The organism is Paenibacillus sp. J22P59, assembly GCF_059383895.1.
The window spans coordinates 16906-37905 of sequence record NZ_JBXENX010000011.1 but is presented as its reverse complement, the minus strand read 5'-3'; the positions used below and the strand labels follow the sequence as shown (position 1 = coordinate 37905).

Genomic DNA, 21000 nt, shown 5'->3' with positions numbered 1-21000 from the left:
GTCAACTGTTCAAGGAACAATCCTTCATTCATTCATTTAGTTAGTTAAGTTTATTAACGAATTAGTTATGAAGAAGGCCATTAAGCCTCCTGCTCCTCCAGCAGCTCGCTGAACATCGTCTCCAGTCCAATAGCGATCCCGCCTATCAAAACAACCTTGGTCTTAAGCGCGGTATCAACGATAGAGGTTTTGATGAAGCCCAATCGCTTCACTTCCTCTCTTAGCGTATCGGTATAAGCCGAACCAAGAGTAACGAAGCCCCCTCCTAATATAACGGTATCCAAGTCGAGCAAATACAGCATATTCGCGGTAAAGGCCGCCATAATTTTTGCACAGCGCTTAACATGCCTTATGCTGAGGGAATCGCCCTCTAATGTCGCCTTGATAATCGTATTAAAATCTATCCTAGCAATATCTCCATCCACTTCCTTCAGGAGAATGCTGTCGCCCCCGGCTTCCAACTCGGTTTTGATCGACCTAACCAATGCTCCTACTGTAACCAAATCCTGCAGACGAGAGCTTCCAGGCTGGTGTTCCGCTCTTTCCTCAGCCTCTTGCTCTGCATTCATGATGAAGCCCGCTATTTCTCCAGCAGCGTGGAAGCTGCCAGGATACAGCTTCCCACCGAGCATAATGCCAAGGCCTACGCCTACGTCTGCGCTTACAAATATAGCATTATCATGCCCTTGTGCGGCCCCGAAGTTAATCTCGCCTATGACTGCCGCATTGATATCCTTCTGGACTAATACCCTAACACCGAACCTCTCATGAAGCGGCTCTCTGAAATTCACTGTATCCAGCGGCTTCAGATAAGATTCGCACTTTACGATGCCAAGCTCGTTATCTACTTGACCAGGTACAGAAATCGAGATGGCAAGCAATTGATTCAACTGCACACGGCTTGCAACAAGCAGCTCATCAATCTTACTTATTAGCAGCTCCATTAATTGGCTGATCTCGTATTGCTCAATATCGAATTTAACCTCTTGGATAATCTCCGGCTTCAGGTCAGCAATAGCTACCGTAATACATGGGTTGCTTAGATCAACAGAAATGATGTAGCCAAATTTCTCGTTCAACCGCAAGCGGCTAGCTTTTCTCCCCACGCCTGTGGAATCATCCTCGGTTTCTCTTACAATACCTCGATCAACCAACTGGTCCACATTCGTGCATACGCTCGGAACGCTAAGCTTCAACAGCTTAGATAATTCACTTCTCGTAGCGCTTTCATGACTTCTAATCGCATCTATTATTAAATTCTGATTCATGATTCTTACATGCTTTTGCTTCGCCGATACTTTGGACAAACGACAACCTCTCTTCTCACGACTCTTAATTAATTAAGAAACTTAATTAAAGAATAAGATCTTCGTATTCATTTGTCAACAACTAATATCTACATATTCACGAATACAATAGCCAGCAGGCCTATTGCGATACCGATAATGCCTCCGCGTGACAATTGTTCCTTGAATAAAACAGCAGAGAGAAGCGTTAGAAGCACGATCATACTTCCATTAACGAGCGGGAATAAATGCAGGCCTGACATACGCCCTGACAAATAGGTCATGATCGCATTCCCGATTCCGGTTGATCCTGCTATCCCAATAATGCACAGCGCCAATATTCGAAGCTGCCGCGCTCCAGTGAATGGCTTGTTTTGTTTCTTGAATCCACCTGTCAGAAGGACACCAATAATCGAATATAACCATGCTGAACCGAAGCCGATCGCCATAAAAGGGATTAACTCCTGCCCTTCTAGTGAAATCTGCTGCCACTTCATAATAATAGGCAAAGTACCATTGCAAATGAAAGCAAGAAGACAATAAATCAGCCATTTCGTGCCTGCTGCTCCTTGCCCCTTATTCCCATAGACGTTGATGAAATAGAAGGAGGTAATAAAACAAGCAAGGCCGAGAAATTTCATGAGCGTCATAGGCTCCTGCCAAAGAACAACACTTGCAACTACCGGCAGCAGTAAGCTTGCCGAGAAATAAAAAGCCGAATAGGACAACGGCCCTGTATTCATCGCGAAGGAATAGAACAATACGGTCAGTACAAATACAATTCCATACAATGCCCCAAGGATAAGCGTAGCCGTATGGATAGCCGTCACGTCTGCCATCAGCCATGGGATTGAAAAACCAACAGCAATAATCGCCGTATACGCCGAGCTAAGCTTGAAATAGGCATGCATTCCCTCACTTGCGCCCACACTGCGGGCCTGCTTCAGAGCTAGCGTCTGAATGATGAACATTAGAATAGCGCCAGCGGCCAAGAGCACATTCATCTGTTTTCCCCCTCTATTCTATGAATAATAACTGGAAGCTAGTGATTGGGAAACAACACTAAGAACGGGAAGGGATGATCTCCCCCCTCCCGTTCTCAATCAGGTATAAGAATTATTACTGCTGACGATTATTGCTGTGGAAAAAAGTTCGGCAAATATTTTTTATTTGCTTCCAGCATTTCGTCTAGCAGCGTTTTGGCAACCTCAAGGCTATGGACAAGCGGATGGTGAGCCATCGCTTGCAGCGCAATGCCCCGATCGCCTGTAATCGCTGCTTCGATAGTCAGTTCCTCATACGTTTTTACAGCATGAAGCAAGCCTTTGATCTGCGATGGAACATTTTGCGGAGGAAGCGGAATTGGTCCTTGCGCCGTAACTACACAGTTCACTTCAATGCTTGCATCTTCCGGCAGGAAGTCAAAGATGCCGCCGTTTCTAACGTTCAAAGCTTGGATATCACGCTTGTCCGTATAGAGGGAATGCATCAGGTTAACAGCCGCCTCGGAATAGTAAGCGCCGCCGCGTTGCTCAAGCTGCTTCGGCTTCTCTGTTAGGTTCACGTCCTTGTAGAGCTCGAACAATTCTTCTTCTACACGGCTAACCACCTCTGCACGCGTACCGTTTTTCTCCATGGATTGCTTCATTTCGGCGAACATCTTGTCTTCCATGTAGAAATAACGCAGGTAGTAAGTCGGAATCGCACCCAGCGAGGTCAGGAAGTCTGCATCCCAGTCGAATGCCGTAACGTTCTTCGCTGTGTAGTCTTTACCGCCATTAATCATCTCTTGCAGTTTGTCTTCCCCATTCACATAAGCAGCGGTAACCCAGTGCAAGTGGTTGATGCCCACGAATTCAGGCAGTGCTTCACGCTCAGTAACGCCGTACTGCTTCGCCAGGAACTTCTGGAAGTTGATCGGCGAATTACATAGGCCTACTGTCTTAACCTTGCTGTGCTTCTGTACAGCTTCCGTTACGATACCGGCTGGATTCGTGAAGTTAAGCATCCATGCATTCGGAGCAAGCTCCTCAATGTCTTTACAAATATCCAGAATAACAGGAACTGTACGCAAAGCCTTCAGCATCCCGCCGGGACCTGTCGTCTCTTGGCCGATCACGCCATGGGAGATTGGAATATGCTCATCGCGACGTCTTGCTTCGAGCAAGCCAACACGCATCTGTGTAGTGATGAAGTCTGCGCCAGCAATAGCCTCGCGACGGTTAAGCGTCAGATGGACATCAATCGGCAATCCGGATTTCTCGACCATGCGTTTAGCCAGTTCTCCTACGATCTCCAGCTTGTGGCGGCCTTCCTCAATGTCAACGAGCCATAGCTCACGAATTGGCATCTCGTTATATTTATTAATAAAGCCTTCGACGATCTCTGGTGTGTACGATGAACCGCCGCCAATTACGGCAATTTTCAATCCTTGTTTTTGCTCTGTCATTTGTTTGGACCTCCTGAGATTTTATTTAATTTAACGCCCTAATACATACATGGTAAACCCTTGGCTGGTAAACTGCCGCTGCGAGGATGGATTGTCCTTCCGATCGCTGTTGCCCCTTAATTTTTTGGATTATACCGCTGCTCACGGTGAAAATCCCTGAGCTGGTAAACTGCCGCTGCGAGGATGAATTGTCCTTCCGATCGCTGTTGCCCCTTAATTTTTTGATTAAACCGCTGCTCACGGTGAAAATTAAGGGGCAAAGGCGAACGCTGCGCTTCTCCACGACAATTCATCCTCTCCGCTACCACCAGCTAATACCGATAAACCGTAATACCAATCAACCGCAATTAAGAAAAGAGCAGAAAACTAAAACAACGAAGATATATCAATGCATGAAAAGCTATATTTAAAAAGGAAACCTTGAATAATTAGTCGAACGTAATTTTTCTCAGCGTTGCATCGGTCGCCGCATCAATAGTGATGCCGCTGTTATCCATAGCGCTCATCACGGCGCCAACTACCGGATCTACCGTCAGCTTGGCAATGCGGGCATTCGGTGATACCTCTACAACCGCTTGCTGGATCGCATTCACCATGTGCGGGGAACTGCCTCTAGAGAGGACACTGCCCGTCAAGACAACATCGAAGCTGTCTTGCTCCATACCCAGACGCTTAATCAGCGCATTAACCGAATTCGCATGCTCACGGCCTGCTTCCTCCAGAATGCGGATTGCCACTGCATCTCCTTGTTCTGCTGCTGCGAACATAATCTTGGAAAGTGTGATCGGAGGACGCTTCCCATTGTCCAGCATATCATCATACATTTCTTGTACCGAGCCATAACCAAGCTCACGCGGAACAAGCTCTGTCAGCACCGTTGGCAGCTCGCGGCCTTCCCAGCTGCGTACTGCGCTGCGGAATGCATGAATCGCCATATCCGTTCCTGAGCCATGGCCATCTCCGAACAAGTAGCCGAATCCGCCATATTGAAGCTCTTCGCCTTGCGCATTACGAGCAGCACTGTTGAAGCCGGTCCCGCTAATAATAACCGCTCCATAAGATTGATTCGTGCCTGCACGCATCCCGATCATCGTATCACAAGCAATTGCATGCCGTTCATAGCCAAGCGAAGCGATCATAGGCCTGAGAATCTTGAAATCCGGCTCACGATCCGCACCAGCTAGTCCGAAATAAGCGAATGATACATCCCCCTTCGTTGCCCCAGCTTCCCGCAGCGCCTGCGAACAAGCATCGTCGATACTGTCTTTTGCTGTCTTAGGTGCTGTCTGATGATTGCCATTGCCTCCATGCCCTCTACCGAGCACGCGTCCTGTCTCATCCGTAAGCAAAGCATGTGTCTTGCTTCCTCCGGCATCGATTCCCAGAAAAATAATCGGGTTCACGCTCCTAATCAATGTATGGTAGAAAAGCGTAAGATCGAAATCCCGCTTAACCTTACTTTCATTCTAAAATAAAAAACATCGCTCTTCTAATGATAAAGAACGATGTTGTAATACAATCTTATTGTTTTATTTCGTCCGAAGCTCTGATGGCATTTTCCCAACATGCTGCTTGAACAGTCGATTAAAGTTAGATAAGTTACGGAATCCGCATTCCGAAGACACATCAATAATCTTCTTGTCTGTTGATTCTAATAGATTGATTGCATGCGATAGACGCAGTTGAATCAAATAATCCATAGGCGAGGTCCCGACCGTCTGGACGAATAACGCACTGAACCGGGACGGGCTAAGATGGGCTGCATCAGCCAGCATTCGTAACGTCCACGGATGGCCAATATCCGCCTCAATCTGATGGAGCACATTACGTATTTTCTCCATTCCTCTGGCTTGGATCATACCGCTCTCATTATTTTTCGCAAAATAACGATTAACAAACACAAGCAGCTGAATCAGCTGTGCTCGCACAACCGCCTCAAAATGGTATTCCTTCGCCTTATATTCCGAGTCCATTTCCTGAATAATCGTTCTCAGGCGGGAGATCATCGGATGGCTGCGGTCCAGCAGATTATCAAACCGTATCCCCATCTCGCGGAAAGGAACGAGCAGGCCGGTATCATAACGCTGCTCAATCGCCAAGTAAGACGGATCAAACATAATAATTAACATAACGAGGCCGGTATCCTCCGATTCAAAAGCGCGGTGAAGATCATTGGAGTTAATGAGGACGATATCCCCCTCCTGAAAGTGGTACCGATTGCCGTTAATTAAATAATGTCCGCTTCCCTTGCAAATATAATTGATCTCAAGAGCGGTGTGCCAGTGCAGCCTTTGAAAGGACTGACTGACTCCCTCCGTCTGGGTAATAAGAAGCGGAAACGTATGAGGAAGTTCAATATGATCACGACTTATAGAAGGATGCTGCTTCGACAACAGATTCATAAATGAATTCCTCCTTCATGCTGATATAGTTCAGATTATAGCAGAATTTCGACAGCTAATGTCTATTTGCTACTCTTCCCAAAACTCATTAACTAAAGGGATTTGAAGCTTGCGATTGATCTTTCTGCCCTCGAATTGCCGGAAGTGATCGAAGAAGTCTTCGCCTGTAACGAGATAGAAATGAGTAAGCTCTATTTCATCCCCTGTGACAGCACCGTAGAAAATCGCATACCTGACATCGCACATCCGTACATTTTCCCCATTTAATTGAGGTAAGTCCAAGTAGGAAGTATCGCTTGGCAAGAATAAGCCTAGGTCAACAGTATGTGAGGTCTGCAGCTTCACTTCCAGCAATTGATGCTTAACATCCGGGAACTTCCCGTCATCCTTGAAGTAACGATACCCGAGCGCTTCGCACACCATTTTATGAAGAACGCCGCCTCGATTGCGTTCTTGCAGTGCACCCAGATATGGAATTCTCTCTCCTACAAGATTTTTCAGCTTATCGAACAGGGAAGCAATCGGCAGGAGAGCTGCTGCTGCTGGATAATCTGTAGGATCTTCATCACCTGATAATTCGTCATTGCCTGACAGGATATCCGCCAAATGTGCGGTGTCCCATTCGCTTAATTGCTCAGCCGCCACAGCCTGTGGCTTCCTATAGCTTGCTTGAAACTTCTGTGTCAGCTTCCCCGTCTTATCCAATTCCGCGATGGTATCGCCAGTTACAACCTTAACCTTTGTGATTACATCCTCTTCGGATATACGAATCAAGACATACCGCCGCGAAGGGGCAATCTCCTCATTCCAAATTTGCAGGTTATTTGATTTTTGCGTGTAGATATCGAAATTTTGACTGAGAAACCGCGGCTGCGTTTTCTTAAACGATTTGGGAACGAGGCAGCCCAATGCTTCGCATACTTTTTGTTTCACAACTTTAGAGCGCGTCTTCAATGCCAGCCCTTCCAGATCGAGGCCAACAAGCTGCTCGGATAACAGAAACTCCAATTCCTCTGAAGGCAGCCAATAATTCGGATCACCGACTTCAATTACATCGTATATCGTTAGCTCTTTTTCAATTGCGTTGCTTCTGATTTGATATGCCATTGCCGTATCCATCCTGGATTCCCCCTATAGTAAATCTGAGATTGAAACTTCCAATACATCGGCCAGTTTCTTCAATTTCGAAACCGTAATGTTTCTTTCGCCCCTTTCTATGCCGCCAATGTATGTGCGATCCAAATTCGCGAGCCGACCTAATGCTTCTTGCGACCAATCCTTTTCCCTTCGGTACTTTCTCACTTTTAGACCCATGCTTTTCAAGAACTCTTCATCCTGTTTTCTTTCTTCTTCATAATGTTTTCTCGTATTATCCATGCTATAATTATGTTATGTAAACACAGACTTTTCCACCTATTATAAGTATCATTTTGCATATTATAAGTATCATTTAGATGATTTTAAGTATCTTATCCTGTTTTATGGAACAAATAATTAGTTTAGAGGTGCTTCATGAATTCTTTATCCATTAAGAAAACGGGATCTCATTATACTTCGAATGATCTTTCCACCTATATGGCACGAAAGCTGGCCTTTCACTATAACGCGCTGCCCCAGCATTTCCAAGGCAGGCTATCCGTATTAGATCCCTCCTGCGGCGATGGTGAGTTGTTAAAGGCCGTAACCTCTCAGCTAATGAATCAAGAAATAGATTTGATTGGCATAGATACGAATGCTTCTGCTATCTCGATTGCAACTGATTATCTAAGCGAGCATGCGGATGCCCATTTATTCAATCAGGACTATCTGGAGTTATTCCAACAGGAAGAGAGCCATGACTTGTTTAGTGTGAAAAATGAGGGCGGTCTTTTTGAAGAAGGTATCCTAAAACCTGTGGATTTAATTATTGCTAACCCGCCGTATGTCCGTACACAAGTGATGGGAGCTGATAGATCACAGGAATTAGGGAGCAAATTCAAGCTGAAAGGCAGGGTTGATCTATACCAAGTTTTTCTGGTGGCGATGACTAAGCATTTGAAGGAAAACGGCTTGATCTGTGTCATTACCTCCAATCGCTATTTAACGACTGCGGGCGGCAAGGATATTCGTCAATTTTTGAATGACAGCTATGAGATTTTAGAAGTAATTGACTTGGGGGATACCAAATTATTCAATGCGGCTGTATTGCCGGCTATATTCATAGGCAGGAAAAAAAGCGCAGGCGAGCAATGCGACAATAAATCGGTGAAGTTCACGCGTATATACGAGCATACGAAGAAACTAGCTGATAAAGAGGGCTTTACGAGCGCCTCTTCTATTTTTGAAATACTGGAACAAGAAAGCAGCGGATTATTCGAATCTGACGGCAAGCTTTATAAAGTTACCATTGGGTACTTGAGTACCCCCGAAGATCCTAAGGACTTATGGGTTATGGCTTCCATGGAAGATAAAGCGTGGGCTGATCAATTAAAAGCGAATGCCAAGCATACCTTTGATGAAGTGTTCAAGGTACGGGTCGGGATCAAGACAACGGCAGACGCCGTCTTTATTAGAAAGAAGTGGGATGATCTTCCGGAGGCTCAGATTCCAGAGGATGGTTTAATCTATCCATTGATCTCATCCGATCATGCAGCGAGATGGTCATTCGGCCATGATTTGGAGCTGAAGATTTTATATACCCACAAGGACCTTAACGGGAAGAAAATCGCAATCGACCTGAAGGACTATCCAAGGGCTTCTAATTATTTGAACGCTAATCGTGAGCGATTAGAAGGAAGAAGCTACATTCAGCAAGCGAACCGGCAATGGTATGAAATATGGGTTCCTCAGGACCCGCTTGCGCTTAGCAAGCCGAAGGTCGTTTTCCCTGATATTAGCCCGACTTCCAAATTCGCTGTCGATCTGAACGGTTACATGGTGGATGGCAATTGCTACTGGTTATCCTTAAAGGATGACACTCAGATCGACTTATTATATCTGGCAGCTGCAATCGGAAACTCCGCAATAATGAACAGATACCATGAAATTGAATTCCAGAATGTCCTCTACTCCGGCCGCAAACGCTACCTGACGCAATATGTGAAGCATTATTTATTACCAGATCCGGATAACATCCATTCTAAAAAAGTCGTTCACTACGTAAAAGAAATTACTTCTGGCACAAGGAATGCTGATGAAATTAAAGAGTTAGAAGGAAAGATTGAAGAAGAGATCGCTGCTGCTTTTGAGATAGAGATGCTGTGAGTCCTAAAAGAAAAGAACATGAGGATGCTTCTATTGGGTAAAGCTCCTAAACCTCTCGGAGCTCTACCCTTACGCTACAGATGGCACGTATGAGGAGCTTACCTTATTCTATGAATCCATTTTCGTAAAAACAGGCTTAATCTGGGGGCAGATCGGAGATAAAGTCGGCTATATTCAGTAGTCGGAAACCGACCTTCTCCACTAATGAACATAGCTTCACTGTTGCTCCTTTTCACCTGTCTAAGCAGTGAGATAGAGCAAATGTATTCATTAATTTGTACATGACATTCCTTCACTAACTTGGGAGCCTGCCTTTGGAGACTTTTTTCAGGACGGCGATTGAAACAACTGCTGGATGAGCGATCCTGACACCATCTTTCATGAATGAAAGATGGTGTCATGCTTAATGGTCCACTTAAGCCTAGCTACAATGTGCAGATCTGAACGGAAAATAGTGAATTTTGAATTCGGGTAGCTTTCGCTCGCCCACCATTTGCAGCAATAGACCAAAAAGCAGAGATGGCGGTGCAGGGATAACCTCCCTGGTATCGCCATCTCTTTAATTTCCACCTAATTTCCATTAAGCAAACTTTTTCATCAGGTGAGCAGACTTACTTTTGGAAAAGCCACTTTTTTGCTATCGGTATTTTGAAAGTAGTGTGAGATGTATACCTTACTTTTTTCCACCTTTGTTCTCTCTCGATAATTAGATTATTCATCTAGATCATCGCATTTATCAAATATTCGTTCAAGATCGCCCTCTTGTATAAGGTGTTCAATTACTTCTTCTACGCGGCTGCGACTACACTCATCCACAAGCAGCATGTCACTTCCCCCAACTTATTCCCAATCTGTGCCTAACTCTAACTCCTCCGAGTAATTCGTTTTAAGCTCTCTGAATATAGGCGCCTTATTTAATTCTCCTGCAACAGCGTCATCGGGATCAGTTCCGTCCAAATTGAATTTACCGGCTTGCATATTAATGATACTATATTGGCCAAACGTGTTTTTACGCATAAATATGACGTATCTACTGCCTTTTTTCATTGCAGTATATCCGTCGCCTGCCATTCTGACTTTCCCCTTTATAGTCTGTATGTCACCGACAGGCTCAATCACTGTAAGATTAAGAGCATCCCCTATCGGTCCTTTTAATACCTTCTCCACCTTAATCTCTGTAAAAGTGGCAACATCCCCAATCACACCCGTAGAAAATTTCTTGAAATGCAGCTTACGATCCTCATACTTTTTAATAGGAGTTCCGATGACAACCAACTCAGCACCTCCGAATAGATCTTGTGCCGTGCGATACCCCTTATACTCCGATATTCCAAATGCGACATGAACGGAATTATAAATGGCAAAATAATAATAAGCTGCTGCAGCAAGGATTACAGCCAAGACTAGCGATGTCAAAAAAATTCTTTTTTTCAAGAGCAATTTAACAGCCTCCTATAATTTAATCTTCTATTTAATTTATCCGTATTTACTCCTGCAGGTTATTGTATATGCCTTCTCTCCACCTCCAATTCTACCAAAAATATGTAATTTGGTCGATTTTTACTGCGTGCCTTGAAAAAAAGGCTTCCCCATTTATCTATTCTTTTACAATAAACGTCCTTTAGCTTCCCTTTGGAGCCAAAAAACATTAAAAATCCCAGCTGCAATTGTTCAAATCATTTTTATCAGAGAATTTTTAACACCTCTAGCTTTCTATTCACTAGCATCGAAATTACTATTCTTATAAATATATATTCAAGTAATTGTATTTAAATAAATATAAATTGAGAGTTTATTTGCGGAAATTGCGAAAATAGCGAAAACTTTAAAAATAAAAATCAGTATGTTAATATTAAATAGCAACAAGAAAAACCTTTTTTAAAGGGTAACCAAAGGGAGCATGCATATGAAGAAATTAGAAGGTAAAGTAGCAATTGTTACTGGAGGAGCTTCTGGTATTGGATTAGGAACCGTACTTCGTTTGGTGGAAGATGGCGCTTCGGTAGTTGTTGCGGATGTTAACTACGAGGCTGCACAGCAAGTTGCTGCAGATATTGCCGCAGACGGCGGACAAGCCATCGCTGTAAAAGTAGATGTATCCGTAGAAGCTGAAGTAAAAGAATTGATTGAAACAGCAGTAAAAACTTATGGCAGATTGGATATCCTTCATAACAATGCAGCATGGGGTCCAATTGATGATAAAGAAGTCCCAGATATGGATGTAGAGATGTGGGATCGGGTGATGGCCATCAACCTGCGTGGTCCGATGCTGGGCTGTAAATATGCAATCCCTGAAATGATAAAAGTTGGCGGAGGCACCGTTATTAATACCGCTTCAGCAAATGGTAAAGTAGGAGACTATGAGCGCACTGCTTATTCTGCCTCAAAAGCTGGCTTAATGTCTCTAACACGCTCTATCGCTACTCAACACGGAAAAGATAACATTCGCTGCAACTCCATTTTGCCAGGCCTTATTTTAACGCCTGCAACGAGAAGAAAATTCTCTAAAGAGCTAATGGAATTAATGGAAGAAGGAAACCTGCTGCCAGCTATAGGTGAGCCAGAGGATATCGCAGCATTAGTAGCATTCCTTGTATCCGATGATGGCAGATATATTACTGGACAAGAAATTAATTGTGATGGCGGGGTGCTTGTTCGTGCTGGTGCTGGCGCTATCATGAAATATGTACGCGATCGTCAAAACTAAGCTTTTCACTCTTCTTAATACCAGATGCAGGGCAATTTTTTATTGTCCTGCATCTGGTATTATTAATTTAAATAACTATTTATCCCCTATATCTTTTATGCCGCTAGTTTAAATTAGCGTATAGCCCCCCGCCTATATCATAACAAGCATCAGTATGCTTGCTCTCTGCCTAAGATTTGAGCCGATTCTATCCTTCACTCTTTGAACTTGGCCATAAAAAAACTCCCTTCCATTTGCGACTAATACGCAAATAAAAGAGAGTAGCTTTTATGAACTGTATTGCTTCATTGCTGCATATACGAATCCCATCAACGCCGGAAGCCCTTATAGATCAAGGCTCCCGCACAATTGTTGACATTCAATTATCCAGCCTATTCCCACTCAATTGTTGCTGGCGGCTTCGAAGTCACGTCATAGACGATACGGTTAACGTTGTCTACTTCGTTAACGATACGAACCGAGATTTTCTCAAGCACATCCCAAGGAATACGTGCCCAATCCGCTGTCATGCCGTCAATGGACGTTACTGCACGGATACCTACTGTGTAAGAGTAAGTACGAGCATCGCCCATTACGCCTACGCTCTTCATGTTCGGAAGCGCAGTAAAGTACTGCCAAATTTCTCGATCAAGGCCAGCTTTGGCAATCTCATCACGAAGAATAGCATCCGATTCACGAACGATCTTCAGCTTGTCCTCTGTTACTTCGCCCAATACGCGGATCGCTAGACCTGGACCTGGGAATGGCTGACGCCATACAATGGCTTCAGGCAAGCCGCATTCTTCACCGACTTTACGAACCTCATCCTTGAACAATGCTTTGAGAGGCTCAACAAGCTTGAACTTAATGTCCTCCGGCAAGCCGCCGACATTATGATGGGACTTGATCGTCTGTGCTGTAGCAGTACCGCTCTCGACGATATCCGTGTACAAAGTACCTTGTGCCAAGAATTCAAAATCATCAAGCTTATCCGATTCCTCTTGGAATACATAGATAAATTCGTTGCCGATGATTTTACGTTTTTGCTCAGGATCGTCTACGCCCTTCAGCTTGCCGAGGAAACGCTCCTTCGCATCGATTTTGAGTACCTTCATATCGAATTTGCCGACAAAGGTCTCCATTACGCTCTCTGCTTCGTCTTGACGCAGCAAGCCATGGTCAATAAACATACAAGTGAGCTGATCGCCAATCGCTTTGTGGATCAGCATAGCTACGACGGAGGAATCTACGCCGCCAGACAAAGCACATAATACTTTCTTGTCGCCAACTTGCTCACGAATATCACGGATAGCATCCTCGATGAACGTTTCCATCGACCAGTTGCCCTCACAGCCGCAAATATTGTAGAGGAAGTTGCGTATCATTTCGTTGCCATAGACAGAGTGGCGCACTTCTGGGTGGAATTGCACGGCGAACAGCTTACGTTCAGGGTGGCTGATCGCTGCGATTGGCGCATGCTCTGTGCTCGCATCGATCTGGAAGCCTTCAGGAAGCTCAACAACAAGATCGCTGTGGCTCATCCATACCGTTTGGCGGGACTCCAGACCTTCAGTCAGATGGCTGCCTGCAGTAAAGTCCACCTCTGCCTTGCCATACTCACGCTTGCCTGCGCGTTCAACTTTACCTTGCAATTGGTACGACATCATTTGCATGCCGTAGCAAATACCGAATATAGGAATTCCAAGATCATAAATAGCCGGATCTACAAGCGGAGATTTTTCTTCATACACACTAGCAGGTCCTCCCGAGAAAATAATGCCTCTCGGCTGCAATTCGCGAATCCGCTCCACCGAAGTGTTGTATGGCAGCAGTTCACTATATACGCCCAAATCACGAATACGGCGGGCGATTAGTTGGTTATATTGTCCTCCGAAGTCCAGAACAACGATGATTTCATTTGGCTTGTTCATTACCGAGCCTCCCTCAATTAATGTAGTAATTATATATATAGCTCTTCGAGCGAGTCAAGGCGTAAGCGACGAAGTCTAACAAACGGCAGGAACTCCAGTCCCTGCCGTTCCATTTTATTCAAGATTTGCTGCTGCCGCGAAGCTTCTGAGCGGCAGCGGCAAGCTCGCCGGGCTCGGGAGGCTGCCACGCCTCTCGCTGCCCGAATCTTGCGGCGTCGTCCCATTCGACGAACTGCCGCAATGCCTCCGCGCGCGCTGGCGGCAGCGATGCCGCCAAGGCATCGGCGTATTCGCGCGCGGTCTGCTGCGGCGGCCGCACGCTTACGCGGCGGCCCAGCAATTGCCACATCGCGGCGGATATCGCCGCGAACTGCACCTGCGCCGCGCGAGTATCCAGCGCGGCATACGCTGCGCCATAGCGGCGCAGCGCCAGCGCGAGCCGCAGCCGTTGCTGCTGCGCGGCTGCGACGCAGACCGCCGCCAGCGCCAGCACAGCGGCGCCAGCGATGCCGATCGCGGCAGGGCTTGCCTCTGCCGCGCCCATAGCAGCTGCCTTCGCTCCGGCAGCTGCCAGAGCCGCCATGCGCTGCCAGACTGCAGGCTGCGGCTGTGTCACCACTGCGCTGGCGCTAATTGCAGCAGCAGAGCCATTGCTGGCTGCTGCCGCACCTCCCATGCCAGCTTCCGCCGCTGCTCCGCCATAACCTGGCGTCGGATCGAATGGCACCCAGCCAATGCCGGGGAAGTAGACCTCTACCCAAGCATGAGCGTCCTTCGCCCGCACCTCATACGTGAACAGCTCTGCATTCCCTTCTTTATTCGAGTCTGCATTCCCGCCTTCATTCGAAGCCACCTTAGTGCCGGGAGCAAAGCCTTTAACCCATCTCGCGGGTATTCCTTGCGTCCGCAGCATGATGACCATCGCAGAGGAAAAATGAACGCAATAGCCTTTTTTCTGCTCGAATAAAAAGTCATCGACGAAATCTGCACCTTTTGGAGGAATAGCGCTCTCCTGCAGCGTATAGCTGTAGCTGCTCTGCAAGAAGCTCTCCACAGCCTTCACCTGATCGTAGCGACTGGTTAAGCCTCCTCCTGCTACTTCTGCGGCAAGAGCTTCGACTCGGCTTGGCAGTGATGCGGGGAGCTGCAAATAGATCTCGCTTTCCGCATCTGGGGCAAGCATATCTGCAAGCCTCAGCTTATTCTCATCCATCTCCGGCAATACGCTTCGAATCGTATATTGCTCTACTTTTACAGCAAGCGTTGAGGCATATAAGGCTCCTGTCGTATCGTTCTTTATATACGTATTCAGCTTCTGCCTCGGATCAGCTGCGAATAGCTCCGTTACCACCCCTTGAGGAGCAGCCGCGAATAGCGGAAGGCCTGCCTGGATTTGATTCAAGCGCACACTTTGCACCACATCAGCATCATTCTCCTCAGAGCGCTGTATGTCTGTCAGCATAGCTGCTGTATCGTCGCTCGCAACCGAATGCAGGGTCTTGCTGTTCCAGCCCATGGACCAGCCTCTGCCGTCATACATGCTCTTAGCTTCTCCGCGCCAGTAGGTTCTGACTGGAGTCTGAGCGGTGAAGATAAGAGCCTCATCCTGCTTCAGAGAAGCCCCAAGCTCGCTGTCCTCGAATCCGTAACCTGTACGAGCCACCGTTCTTTCTCCACCCAGATTGAGCGAAGTCATCCTGTTATTGCTGCCGAGAGACAAAAGCGATTGCTCTAATCGCTCCGTTATCGCAGCCGTCCAAGCCGCAGGGGCCAAATGGGACGGTCTGCCGCCAGCAAGAAGAATTCCCGCTCCAATGCATATCAGCATGATGAACATAGAAGCCGCCACCCAGCTTCCATTGATGCCATCGCCTTTTTCTTGTGTACCGCCATGCACCCGCTCGACTCGTGCCAGTGCCACTAGCGCACCAAGCAATAATCCTGCAGCTGCTGTCCGCAGCAAGCCATTCAAGATATCCATCCCGAGCCATACATGAAGCAGCAATAAATAAGCTGCTGTAACAGCAGCTAGCCCAAGCGCCAGCTGCCGCATCCAGATAAGCGCTTGCAGAGCAGGAGCGAGCATAGCAAGCCCAATGAACAGCAGGAGCGTCTGCAGCTCACCTGACATCGTCCATAGCCCAAGGGTGAACAGCTGCATAATATCTGCCCATAATCGCTCGGGAAAAGCCAATAGCCACTGCACAGCCCCCACCTCCGAGCCCTTGAATAGCCACATCAGCCCGAGCATGCATAGCCCGCCATTAAGAAGCATTGATACATACCATGCTGGTCGGAATAAGCCCGCCCCCAAAACGCAGCCCATAATGACCAGCAGCGGAACCAACGGACGAAGGAAGTCGCCGCTGCCAGCATGCGCCCATGGCATCAGCCACTCTGCCAGCAGACAAAATAACAGCATACTCGTCAGCAAGCGGTAGCCTAGCGAGCGTTCTTCCCCATTACTCGGCAGCATACGATCCGCCCCCTCTCACCGCGTGAGGTTGGTTGTTCATCTGCTCTGGGAAAGCAAGCCAATGGACCTGAACGCCGTTCTCTTCCAGCCAGCGCTGTTGCTCACGCATGGCATAGGACAATACCGTTTGCCTAGTAACAAGATGAAGCACGACCTGATAGCCTCGGCTAGCCGCGTACGCCGCCAGCTTCCCCCAGCTTTGAGCACTGCGCCAATCTCCGGAAAAGCCATGTATCATTCCACGCGCCTGAATACCATCCATAGCCAGCTTGACGGTGTCAATCGGCATATGATTCTTAATCAGCTTAAGCCGAGCCAGCTTCTCTACTGCTGTCTTCCCGCCTCGTTGTCCGCTCTCTGCTGCACCCAATTCTGTTCCAGAGCTATCCGTACTCTGAGAAGCGATAAGGGTAATCTCCCCTCCGCTTGCAATCATTCGTTCAATCGCATACGACGCCCAGCCCGTACAAGCATCGAACAATCGCTCATCTTTCCCGTAGGAGCTTGCTGCTGTATCCACAACAACGACAAGCTCAACAGGCTGCTCCAGCAGGTGATGCTTCGTATGGAGCCCTTGTCCTCTTGCTGCCATTCTCCAGTTCATATGCCGTAAGGAATCGCCTTCGCGATAGGGACGGCTGTCAGGTCCTACTCCTGATTGACCCATAAGCAGCTCAGAGCTGCCAAAGCCGATTTCGCCTGCCTCCGTTGTCGCTGTGAGGACTCGATTCGAGTGCCCTGCATCTTCTTGCAGCGTGACTGCTCCGCCCTTCACTGCTTCGCGCCTGCTTGCTGCCCCCGGCAGACTAGGCAGCGATAAAAGCTCACCCGAACATACCAAGGTACGCTTAATAGCTGTCAGACCAAGCCAATCACCGACCGTAATCGTCAATTCGCTGAAATGATGCTCTCCCCGCCTGAGACCCAATAAGGTATATTCTACGATTACTTCTTTGCGGAATAGAGGGGTAGCTATAAAACGATAGCCTATCCTCCCAGCCGATACAGAAGTTACATTCACTAGCTCATCCTTAATAGCCAGCCATACGAATGGCAGGTATGAAGAGCGGGTAATATAAAGACGGACGACCGCTTCGCCTCCGTCTCTCACTTGCCTGACCGCCATATGACGGCTTGCTTCCAATCCGCGAGCTGCCAGCACAGGGCATAGAACAGATACAACCATAATCAGACTGAGCATAGCTAGCAAAAAGATTTCTATCGACCCGCCGCGCATTATAGATGCGGCCAAGCTGACAGACCAAGCGGCAAGGATGATGAACCACACCCCCCATCTTGTCCGATAGACGGCTGCAGCTCCCTCCTTGTCTGTCTCACTGCCAAAACCTGTTCCCTCGGAATTCGCACTTGCCGCCCTATCCGGAATCGGTGAAGAAGCATAATCTCTCTGACCACCGACGAAGCCAGCATCCACATAGCTGATAGGCAAACTGCTTCTATCCCGCTCCGCCTTCATCGGGACCTCTCATTCACGACAAAAGAAGGCATTGGCGTTGCCCTAATCAGCCTAGCCAGCACCTCAGCAGCAGTGCTTCCACGCATCGACATGCCAGCGTACGCATCCAACCGATGCAGCAGTACCGCCTCTCCCGTAGCCAACAAATCATCGGGCAGCACATAACCCCTGCCCTCCATATAGGCTCTTGCCTGCGAAGCGCGCAGCCAATCCCTTCCGGCTCGGGGGCTTAGACCTAAGGCAAGCTCTGGCTCCCGGCGGGTAGCGTCTGCCACCTTAACGATGTATTCCAAGAGTCCCGGATGGACATGCGCCCGCAGCGCCTCTTGCTGCATCCGCATCCATTCCTCCGGCATCAGTACAGCCCGAAGCTGCTGCGGGTCCAGACGCTGGCCCGAGGCATACTGATCCAGCATCCTTATTTCGTCCTGCTGAGCTGGATAGCCGATCGACAATCGCATCATGAATCGATCCATCTGAGCCTCCGGCAATCTATTCGTTCCTTCGCAGCTCATAGGATTTTGCGTCGCGATGAGCATGAACGGCTCAGGCAGCTTGCGCGTCTCCCCTTCGACACTAATATGCCGTTCTTCCATTGCTTCCAGCAACGCAGATTGCGTGCGAGAGGATGTTCGATTAATCTCATCAGCCAATACGATATTCGCCATAATCGGCCCTGGCCGATAGACTAGCTCGCCGCTGCGGCTGTCCCATATCGCCCCGCCTACTACATCCGCAGGCAGCATATCTGAGGTGAACTGGATCCGTTTGAATTCCCCGCCAAGCGCACGAGCGCACCCTTTAGCCAGTAGCGTTTTTCCCACACCGGGAACATCCTCAAGCAATACATGCCCTCCGGCGAGCAGAGCGGTCAGCATCTGCTTCACCGTCTCTCTTTTGCCTAGCAATACAGCTTCTACTCTATGAATAAGCCGATGCAGCAGCACCTGCGGCAGCTCGGGCCAATGCTTATCCTCCTGCTTTGCCGTATCAGCGAACTTTGGCGATATCATCGAATCATTCGACCCCCTGGAAAATAAAATCTATTCTATCTTCCAGTCTCGCCAGCTTGAGCCTCATTTAGACCTGCTAGAATGTCTTTGCGTGTCTAATCTTTCAATTTCTCTATTTCTTCTTTGTCCAAATCTCATTGCTTATATCGTTGAATGAATAATTACTTATTTCCATGCCAAAATACGGCAGCGTCGTGCGAATAGGCACCATCACGCGCTTGGACTTGATCAGTCCATGACTCCCTTCTGGCAGCAGCGTCTTGAATACAAGCCCTTGGGCTGTGTATACTTCAGCGCTCCCCTTCTCCAAATCCCATTCGACACGCCCGCCCAGCGCTATTGCCAATTCAGCCAAGGATACGCTCATGATTCCCTTTTCCATTTTGTAATCTCCTTGAGCAAATACAATCTCCTTATTTTCCGTATGTACAATTAAGTCCGGCTGCTTGGTCTGAATATACTGCTTTAACATACTTGCTTCTTGTTCACTAAGCTGCGTCCTGCTCCACTTCAGCTTGTCCGCAACCTTAAAATGCACAGGCTCTACCTCATTGGTCAAGACGCCGAATGAATAGCCCTTTTCCTTGTAGTAAGCGATGATTGCCGGAAGCGCTTTGACCGATTCCCCATGGTTCAAGCTGTCATGCATCAGCACAACATTTTTGTCGAGCAGCTTTGAGCCTTTGACCGTAGAGATGATCTCTGCCGCAGGAACCCCCTTGCGCTTGGAATCGCCGCTGTCGACATTCCAATCATGTACAATGTACCCCGCTCCTTGGAGCGCATCGAAATAACCTTTGTCGAAATTGCTATAGGTTCCTCCCGGAGCACGAACCAGCCTCGTCCTTATCCCTGTAGCTTTATAGATCGCTTCATCCGTATCTATTATTTGCTTCGCAAACTCTCCGAAACCGTTGTATAGTTCCTTGTAGACATGATTATACGTATGATTGCCAATTCCATGCCCTTCCTCAACAATCTGCCTTGCTATAGCAGGGTTCTCCACCACATGCTTGCCTAATACAAAAAAAGTGCCAACCACACTCTCCTTCTTCAGAATCGCCAGAACTTCCTTCGTACGAAGGCTGGGACCATCATCAAAGGTCAAGTAAACGGTCGGGCCTTCTTGCTTCTCTACCTGTACCTGCGGCTCTTGCTTCTGCGCAGAAAACTTACCCGCTCTAGGTATAACAGCTGCAACCGGGCTCAATAGCAGCGTCCTACTCTTCTGATGGACCGATGCCTCAGCCACATTTGTCCGAATATAGCTCGTTGCCTTTAACCCCTCCGCTTTATACGTCCCTGTACTCACCGAGCTATCTATTCCAATTATTCCTGCTGTCCCTAACCATAACAAACTCATACATATCATCGTCTTTAGCATACGTCGCATCTGATTACGCCACCCTTCCCCTGCCTACGAATTTCTTCTGATAGAGTATATGAGCATCGAATCTAGCAAATGACAAAATCTTTCCCCGCCTAATTAAATGTAACAGAATTCCGATTACGCGGACTATGGCACAGAAGTACGGAGGATCGTTCTGCTCCTTAGTGGCGCAGCTAATAAAAAAAGACTATGCTAGTCATACTTCGCACAGTCTTTTGAATCTACCATTTCTCTAATTTATTGAGGATCGCTTCAGAGGAAGCAGCTAGTCTGTATTCCTCTAAAATTACCGAATATGTTGTCGCCCTTTTTGCTCATTACTGTTGCAGAAATTGAAGTTGCTGCCTCTCTCTTGGCGAGGTCGCTCCTCTAGCCCCCTATTGCTACAGAATAACGGAACTCCATTCCGCTATTCTAGCCTACATCACTGTTCAGCCGTATATAACGGATCTGCGTTCCGCAAATTATCGAAAGTGCTCCCTTTTCTGCTCATTTCCCAGAATTAGCAGAACTCCATTCCGCTATTCTAGCCTACATCACTCTTCAGACCGATATAACGGATCTGCGTTCCGTTATAAACCTCCCCTATTCGGCAAACGGTAGGCATCGACCGAAAGAACCGCGCAGCTCAACCTACAGAGCTTTCA

General features: G+C 47.5%; 16 protein-coding genes. 2 read left to right on the top strand and 14 right to left on the bottom strand.

Annotation, left to right across the window (positions count from 1 at the left end):
* Nucleotides 1-80: 80 nt before the first annotated feature.
* From AC50YO_RS18835 to AC50YO_RS18800, 8 genes are all read right to left on the bottom strand, one after another.
* Nucleotides 81-1307 (bottom strand): ROK family transcriptional regulator, encoded by a 1227-nt coding sequence (locus AC50YO_RS18835; protein WP_494849646.1) that lies wholly within the window; start codon nucleotides 1305-1307, stop codon nucleotides 81-83.
* A gap of 89 nt (nucleotides 1308-1396) precedes the next feature.
* Nucleotides 1397-2290 carry a hypothetical protein gene (locus tag AC50YO_RS18830; protein WP_494849644.1) on the bottom strand — a complete coding sequence of 298 codons (894 nt, stop codon included), beginning with the start codon at nucleotides 2288-2290 and terminating at the stop codon, nucleotides 1397-1399.
* 128 nt (nucleotides 2291-2418) lie between these two features.
* The gene (locus AC50YO_RS18825; protein ID WP_494849640.1) at nucleotides 2419-3735 is read right to left on the bottom strand and encodes a 6-phospho-beta-glucosidase; all 1317 of its coding nucleotides are present in this window, start codon (nucleotides 3733-3735) and stop codon (nucleotides 2419-2421) included.
* Between the two features lie 116 nt (nucleotides 3736-3851).
* A complete protein-coding gene (locus tag AC50YO_RS18820) occupies nucleotides 3852-4028 on the bottom strand; it encodes a hypothetical protein (RefSeq protein ID WP_494849637.1) in 177 nt (58 codons plus the stop codon).
* Between the two features lie 135 nt (nucleotides 4029-4163).
* A complete protein-coding gene (locus AC50YO_RS18815; RefSeq protein ID WP_494849634.1) occupies nucleotides 4164-5138 on the bottom strand; it encodes an N-acetylglucosamine kinase in 975 nt (324 codons plus the stop codon).
* A 126-nt stretch (nucleotides 5139-5264) separates the two neighbouring features.
* Nucleotides 5265-6137 carry a helix-turn-helix domain-containing protein gene (locus AC50YO_RS18810; RefSeq protein WP_494849632.1) on the bottom strand — a complete coding sequence of 291 codons (873 nt, stop codon included), beginning with the start codon at nucleotides 6135-6137 and terminating at the stop codon, nucleotides 5265-5267.
* Nucleotides 6138-6206: 69 nt separating this feature from the next.
* Nucleotides 6207-7256 (bottom strand): restriction endonuclease, encoded by a 1050-nt coding sequence (locus tag AC50YO_RS18805; RefSeq protein ID WP_494849631.1) that lies wholly within the window; start codon nucleotides 7254-7256, stop codon nucleotides 6207-6209.
* Between the two features lie 12 nt (nucleotides 7257-7268).
* Nucleotides 7269-7514 (bottom strand): helix-turn-helix domain-containing protein, encoded by a 246-nt coding sequence (locus tag AC50YO_RS18800; protein ID WP_494849630.1) that lies wholly within the window; start codon nucleotides 7512-7514, stop codon nucleotides 7269-7271.
* A gap of 135 nt (nucleotides 7515-7649) precedes the next feature.
* On the opposite strand from AC50YO_RS18800, the gene AC50YO_RS18795 reads away from it, so the two are divergent.
* Nucleotides 7650-9380, top strand: a complete 1731-nt coding sequence (locus tag AC50YO_RS18795; protein ID WP_494849629.1) for an Eco57I restriction-modification methylase domain-containing protein — start codon at nucleotides 7650-7652, stop codon at nucleotides 9378-9380.
* A gap of 840 nt (nucleotides 9381-10220) precedes the next feature.
* Here AC50YO_RS18795 and AC50YO_RS18790 read toward each other — a convergent pair.
* Nucleotides 10221-10814, bottom strand: a complete 594-nt coding sequence (locus AC50YO_RS18790) for a hypothetical protein (RefSeq protein ID WP_494849627.1) — start codon at nucleotides 10812-10814, stop codon at nucleotides 10221-10223.
* 472 nt (nucleotides 10815-11286) lie between these two features.
* On the opposite strand from AC50YO_RS18790, the gene AC50YO_RS18785 reads away from it, so the two are divergent.
* Complete coding sequence (locus tag AC50YO_RS18785; protein WP_494849625.1) at nucleotides 11287-12087, top strand: SDR family NAD(P)-dependent oxidoreductase; 801 nt, start codon at nucleotides 11287-11289, stop codon at nucleotides 12085-12087.
* Between the two features lie 371 nt (nucleotides 12088-12458).
* Here AC50YO_RS18785 and guaA read toward each other — a convergent pair whose 3' ends face one another.
* The 5 genes from guaA to AC50YO_RS18760 form a co-directional block, all read right to left on the bottom strand.
* A complete protein-coding gene (gene guaA / locus AC50YO_RS18780; RefSeq protein ID WP_494849624.1) occupies nucleotides 12459-13997 on the bottom strand; it encodes a glutamine-hydrolyzing GMP synthase in 1539 nt (512 codons plus the stop codon).
* 118 nt (nucleotides 13998-14115) lie between these two features.
* Nucleotides 14116-16473, bottom strand: a complete 2358-nt coding sequence (locus tag AC50YO_RS18775) for a DUF4129 domain-containing transglutaminase family protein (RefSeq protein WP_494849623.1) — start codon at nucleotides 16471-16473, stop codon at nucleotides 14116-14118.
* Nucleotides 16460-17950 carry a DUF58 domain-containing protein gene (locus AC50YO_RS18770; protein ID WP_494849621.1) on the bottom strand — a complete coding sequence of 497 codons (1491 nt, stop codon included), beginning with the start codon at nucleotides 17948-17950 and terminating at the stop codon, nucleotides 16460-16462. Before AC50YO_RS18770 ends, AC50YO_RS18775 begins: the two co-directional genes overlap by 14 nt.
* On the bottom strand, nucleotides 17947-18963 hold the full coding sequence (locus AC50YO_RS18765; protein ID WP_494849620.1) for an AAA family ATPase: 1017 nt from the start codon (nucleotides 18961-18963) through the stop codon (nucleotides 17947-17949). The genes AC50YO_RS18770 and AC50YO_RS18765 overlap by 4 nt, the downstream gene beginning before the upstream one ends.
* A gap of 112 nt (nucleotides 18964-19075) precedes the next feature.
* Nucleotides 19076-20356 carry a polysaccharide deacetylase family protein gene (locus tag AC50YO_RS18760; protein WP_494849619.1) on the bottom strand — a complete coding sequence of 427 codons (1281 nt, stop codon included), beginning with the start codon at nucleotides 20354-20356 and terminating at the stop codon, nucleotides 19076-19078.
* Nucleotides 20357-21000: the final 644 nt, after the last annotated feature.

Coding starts and splice junctions, on each gene's coding strand:
- AC50YO_RS18830 (WP_494849644.1), bottom strand. CDS start 2,290: ATGAATGTGCTCTTGGCCGCTGGCGCTATTCTAATGTTCATCATTCAG.
- AC50YO_RS18825 (WP_494849640.1), bottom strand. CDS start 3,735: ATGACAGAGCAAAAACAAGGATTGAAAATTGCCGTAATTGGCGGCGGT.
- AC50YO_RS18820 (WP_494849637.1), bottom strand. CDS start 4,028: ATGAATTGTCGTGGAGAAGCGCAGCGTTCGCCTTTGCCCCTTAATTTT.
- AC50YO_RS18810 (WP_494849632.1), bottom strand. CDS start 6,137: ATGAATCTGTTGTCGAAGCAGCATCCTTCTATAAGTCGTGATCATATT.
- AC50YO_RS18805 (WP_494849631.1), bottom strand. CDS start 7,256: ATGGATACGGCAATGGCATATCAAATCAGAAGCAACGCAATTGAAAAA.
- AC50YO_RS18800 (WP_494849630.1), bottom strand. CDS start 7,514: ATGGATAATACGAGAAAACATTATGAAGAAGAAAGAAAACAGGATGAA.
- AC50YO_RS18795 (WP_494849629.1), top strand. CDS start 7,650: ATGAATTCTTTATCCATTAAGAAAACGGGATCTCATTATACTTCGAAT.
- AC50YO_RS18785 (WP_494849625.1), top strand. CDS start 11,287: ATGAAGAAATTAGAAGGTAAAGTAGCAATTGTTACTGGAGGAGCTTCT.
- guaA (WP_494849624.1), bottom strand. CDS start 13,997: ATGAACAAGCCAAATGAAATCATCGTTGTTCTGGACTTCGGAGGACAA.
- AC50YO_RS18775 (WP_494849623.1), bottom strand. CDS start 16,473: ATGCTGCCGAGTAATGGGGAAGAACGCTCGCTAGGCTACCGCTTGCTG.
- AC50YO_RS18770 (WP_494849621.1), bottom strand. CDS start 17,950: ATGAAGGCGGAGCGGGATAGAAGCAGTTTGCCTATCAGCTATGTGGAT.
- AC50YO_RS18765 (WP_494849620.1), bottom strand. CDS start 18,963: ATGATATCGCCAAAGTTCGCTGATACGGCAAAGCAGGAGGATAAGCAT.
- AC50YO_RS18760 (WP_494849619.1), bottom strand. CDS start 20,356: ATGCGACGTATGCTAAAGACGATGATATGTATGAGTTTGTTATGGTTA.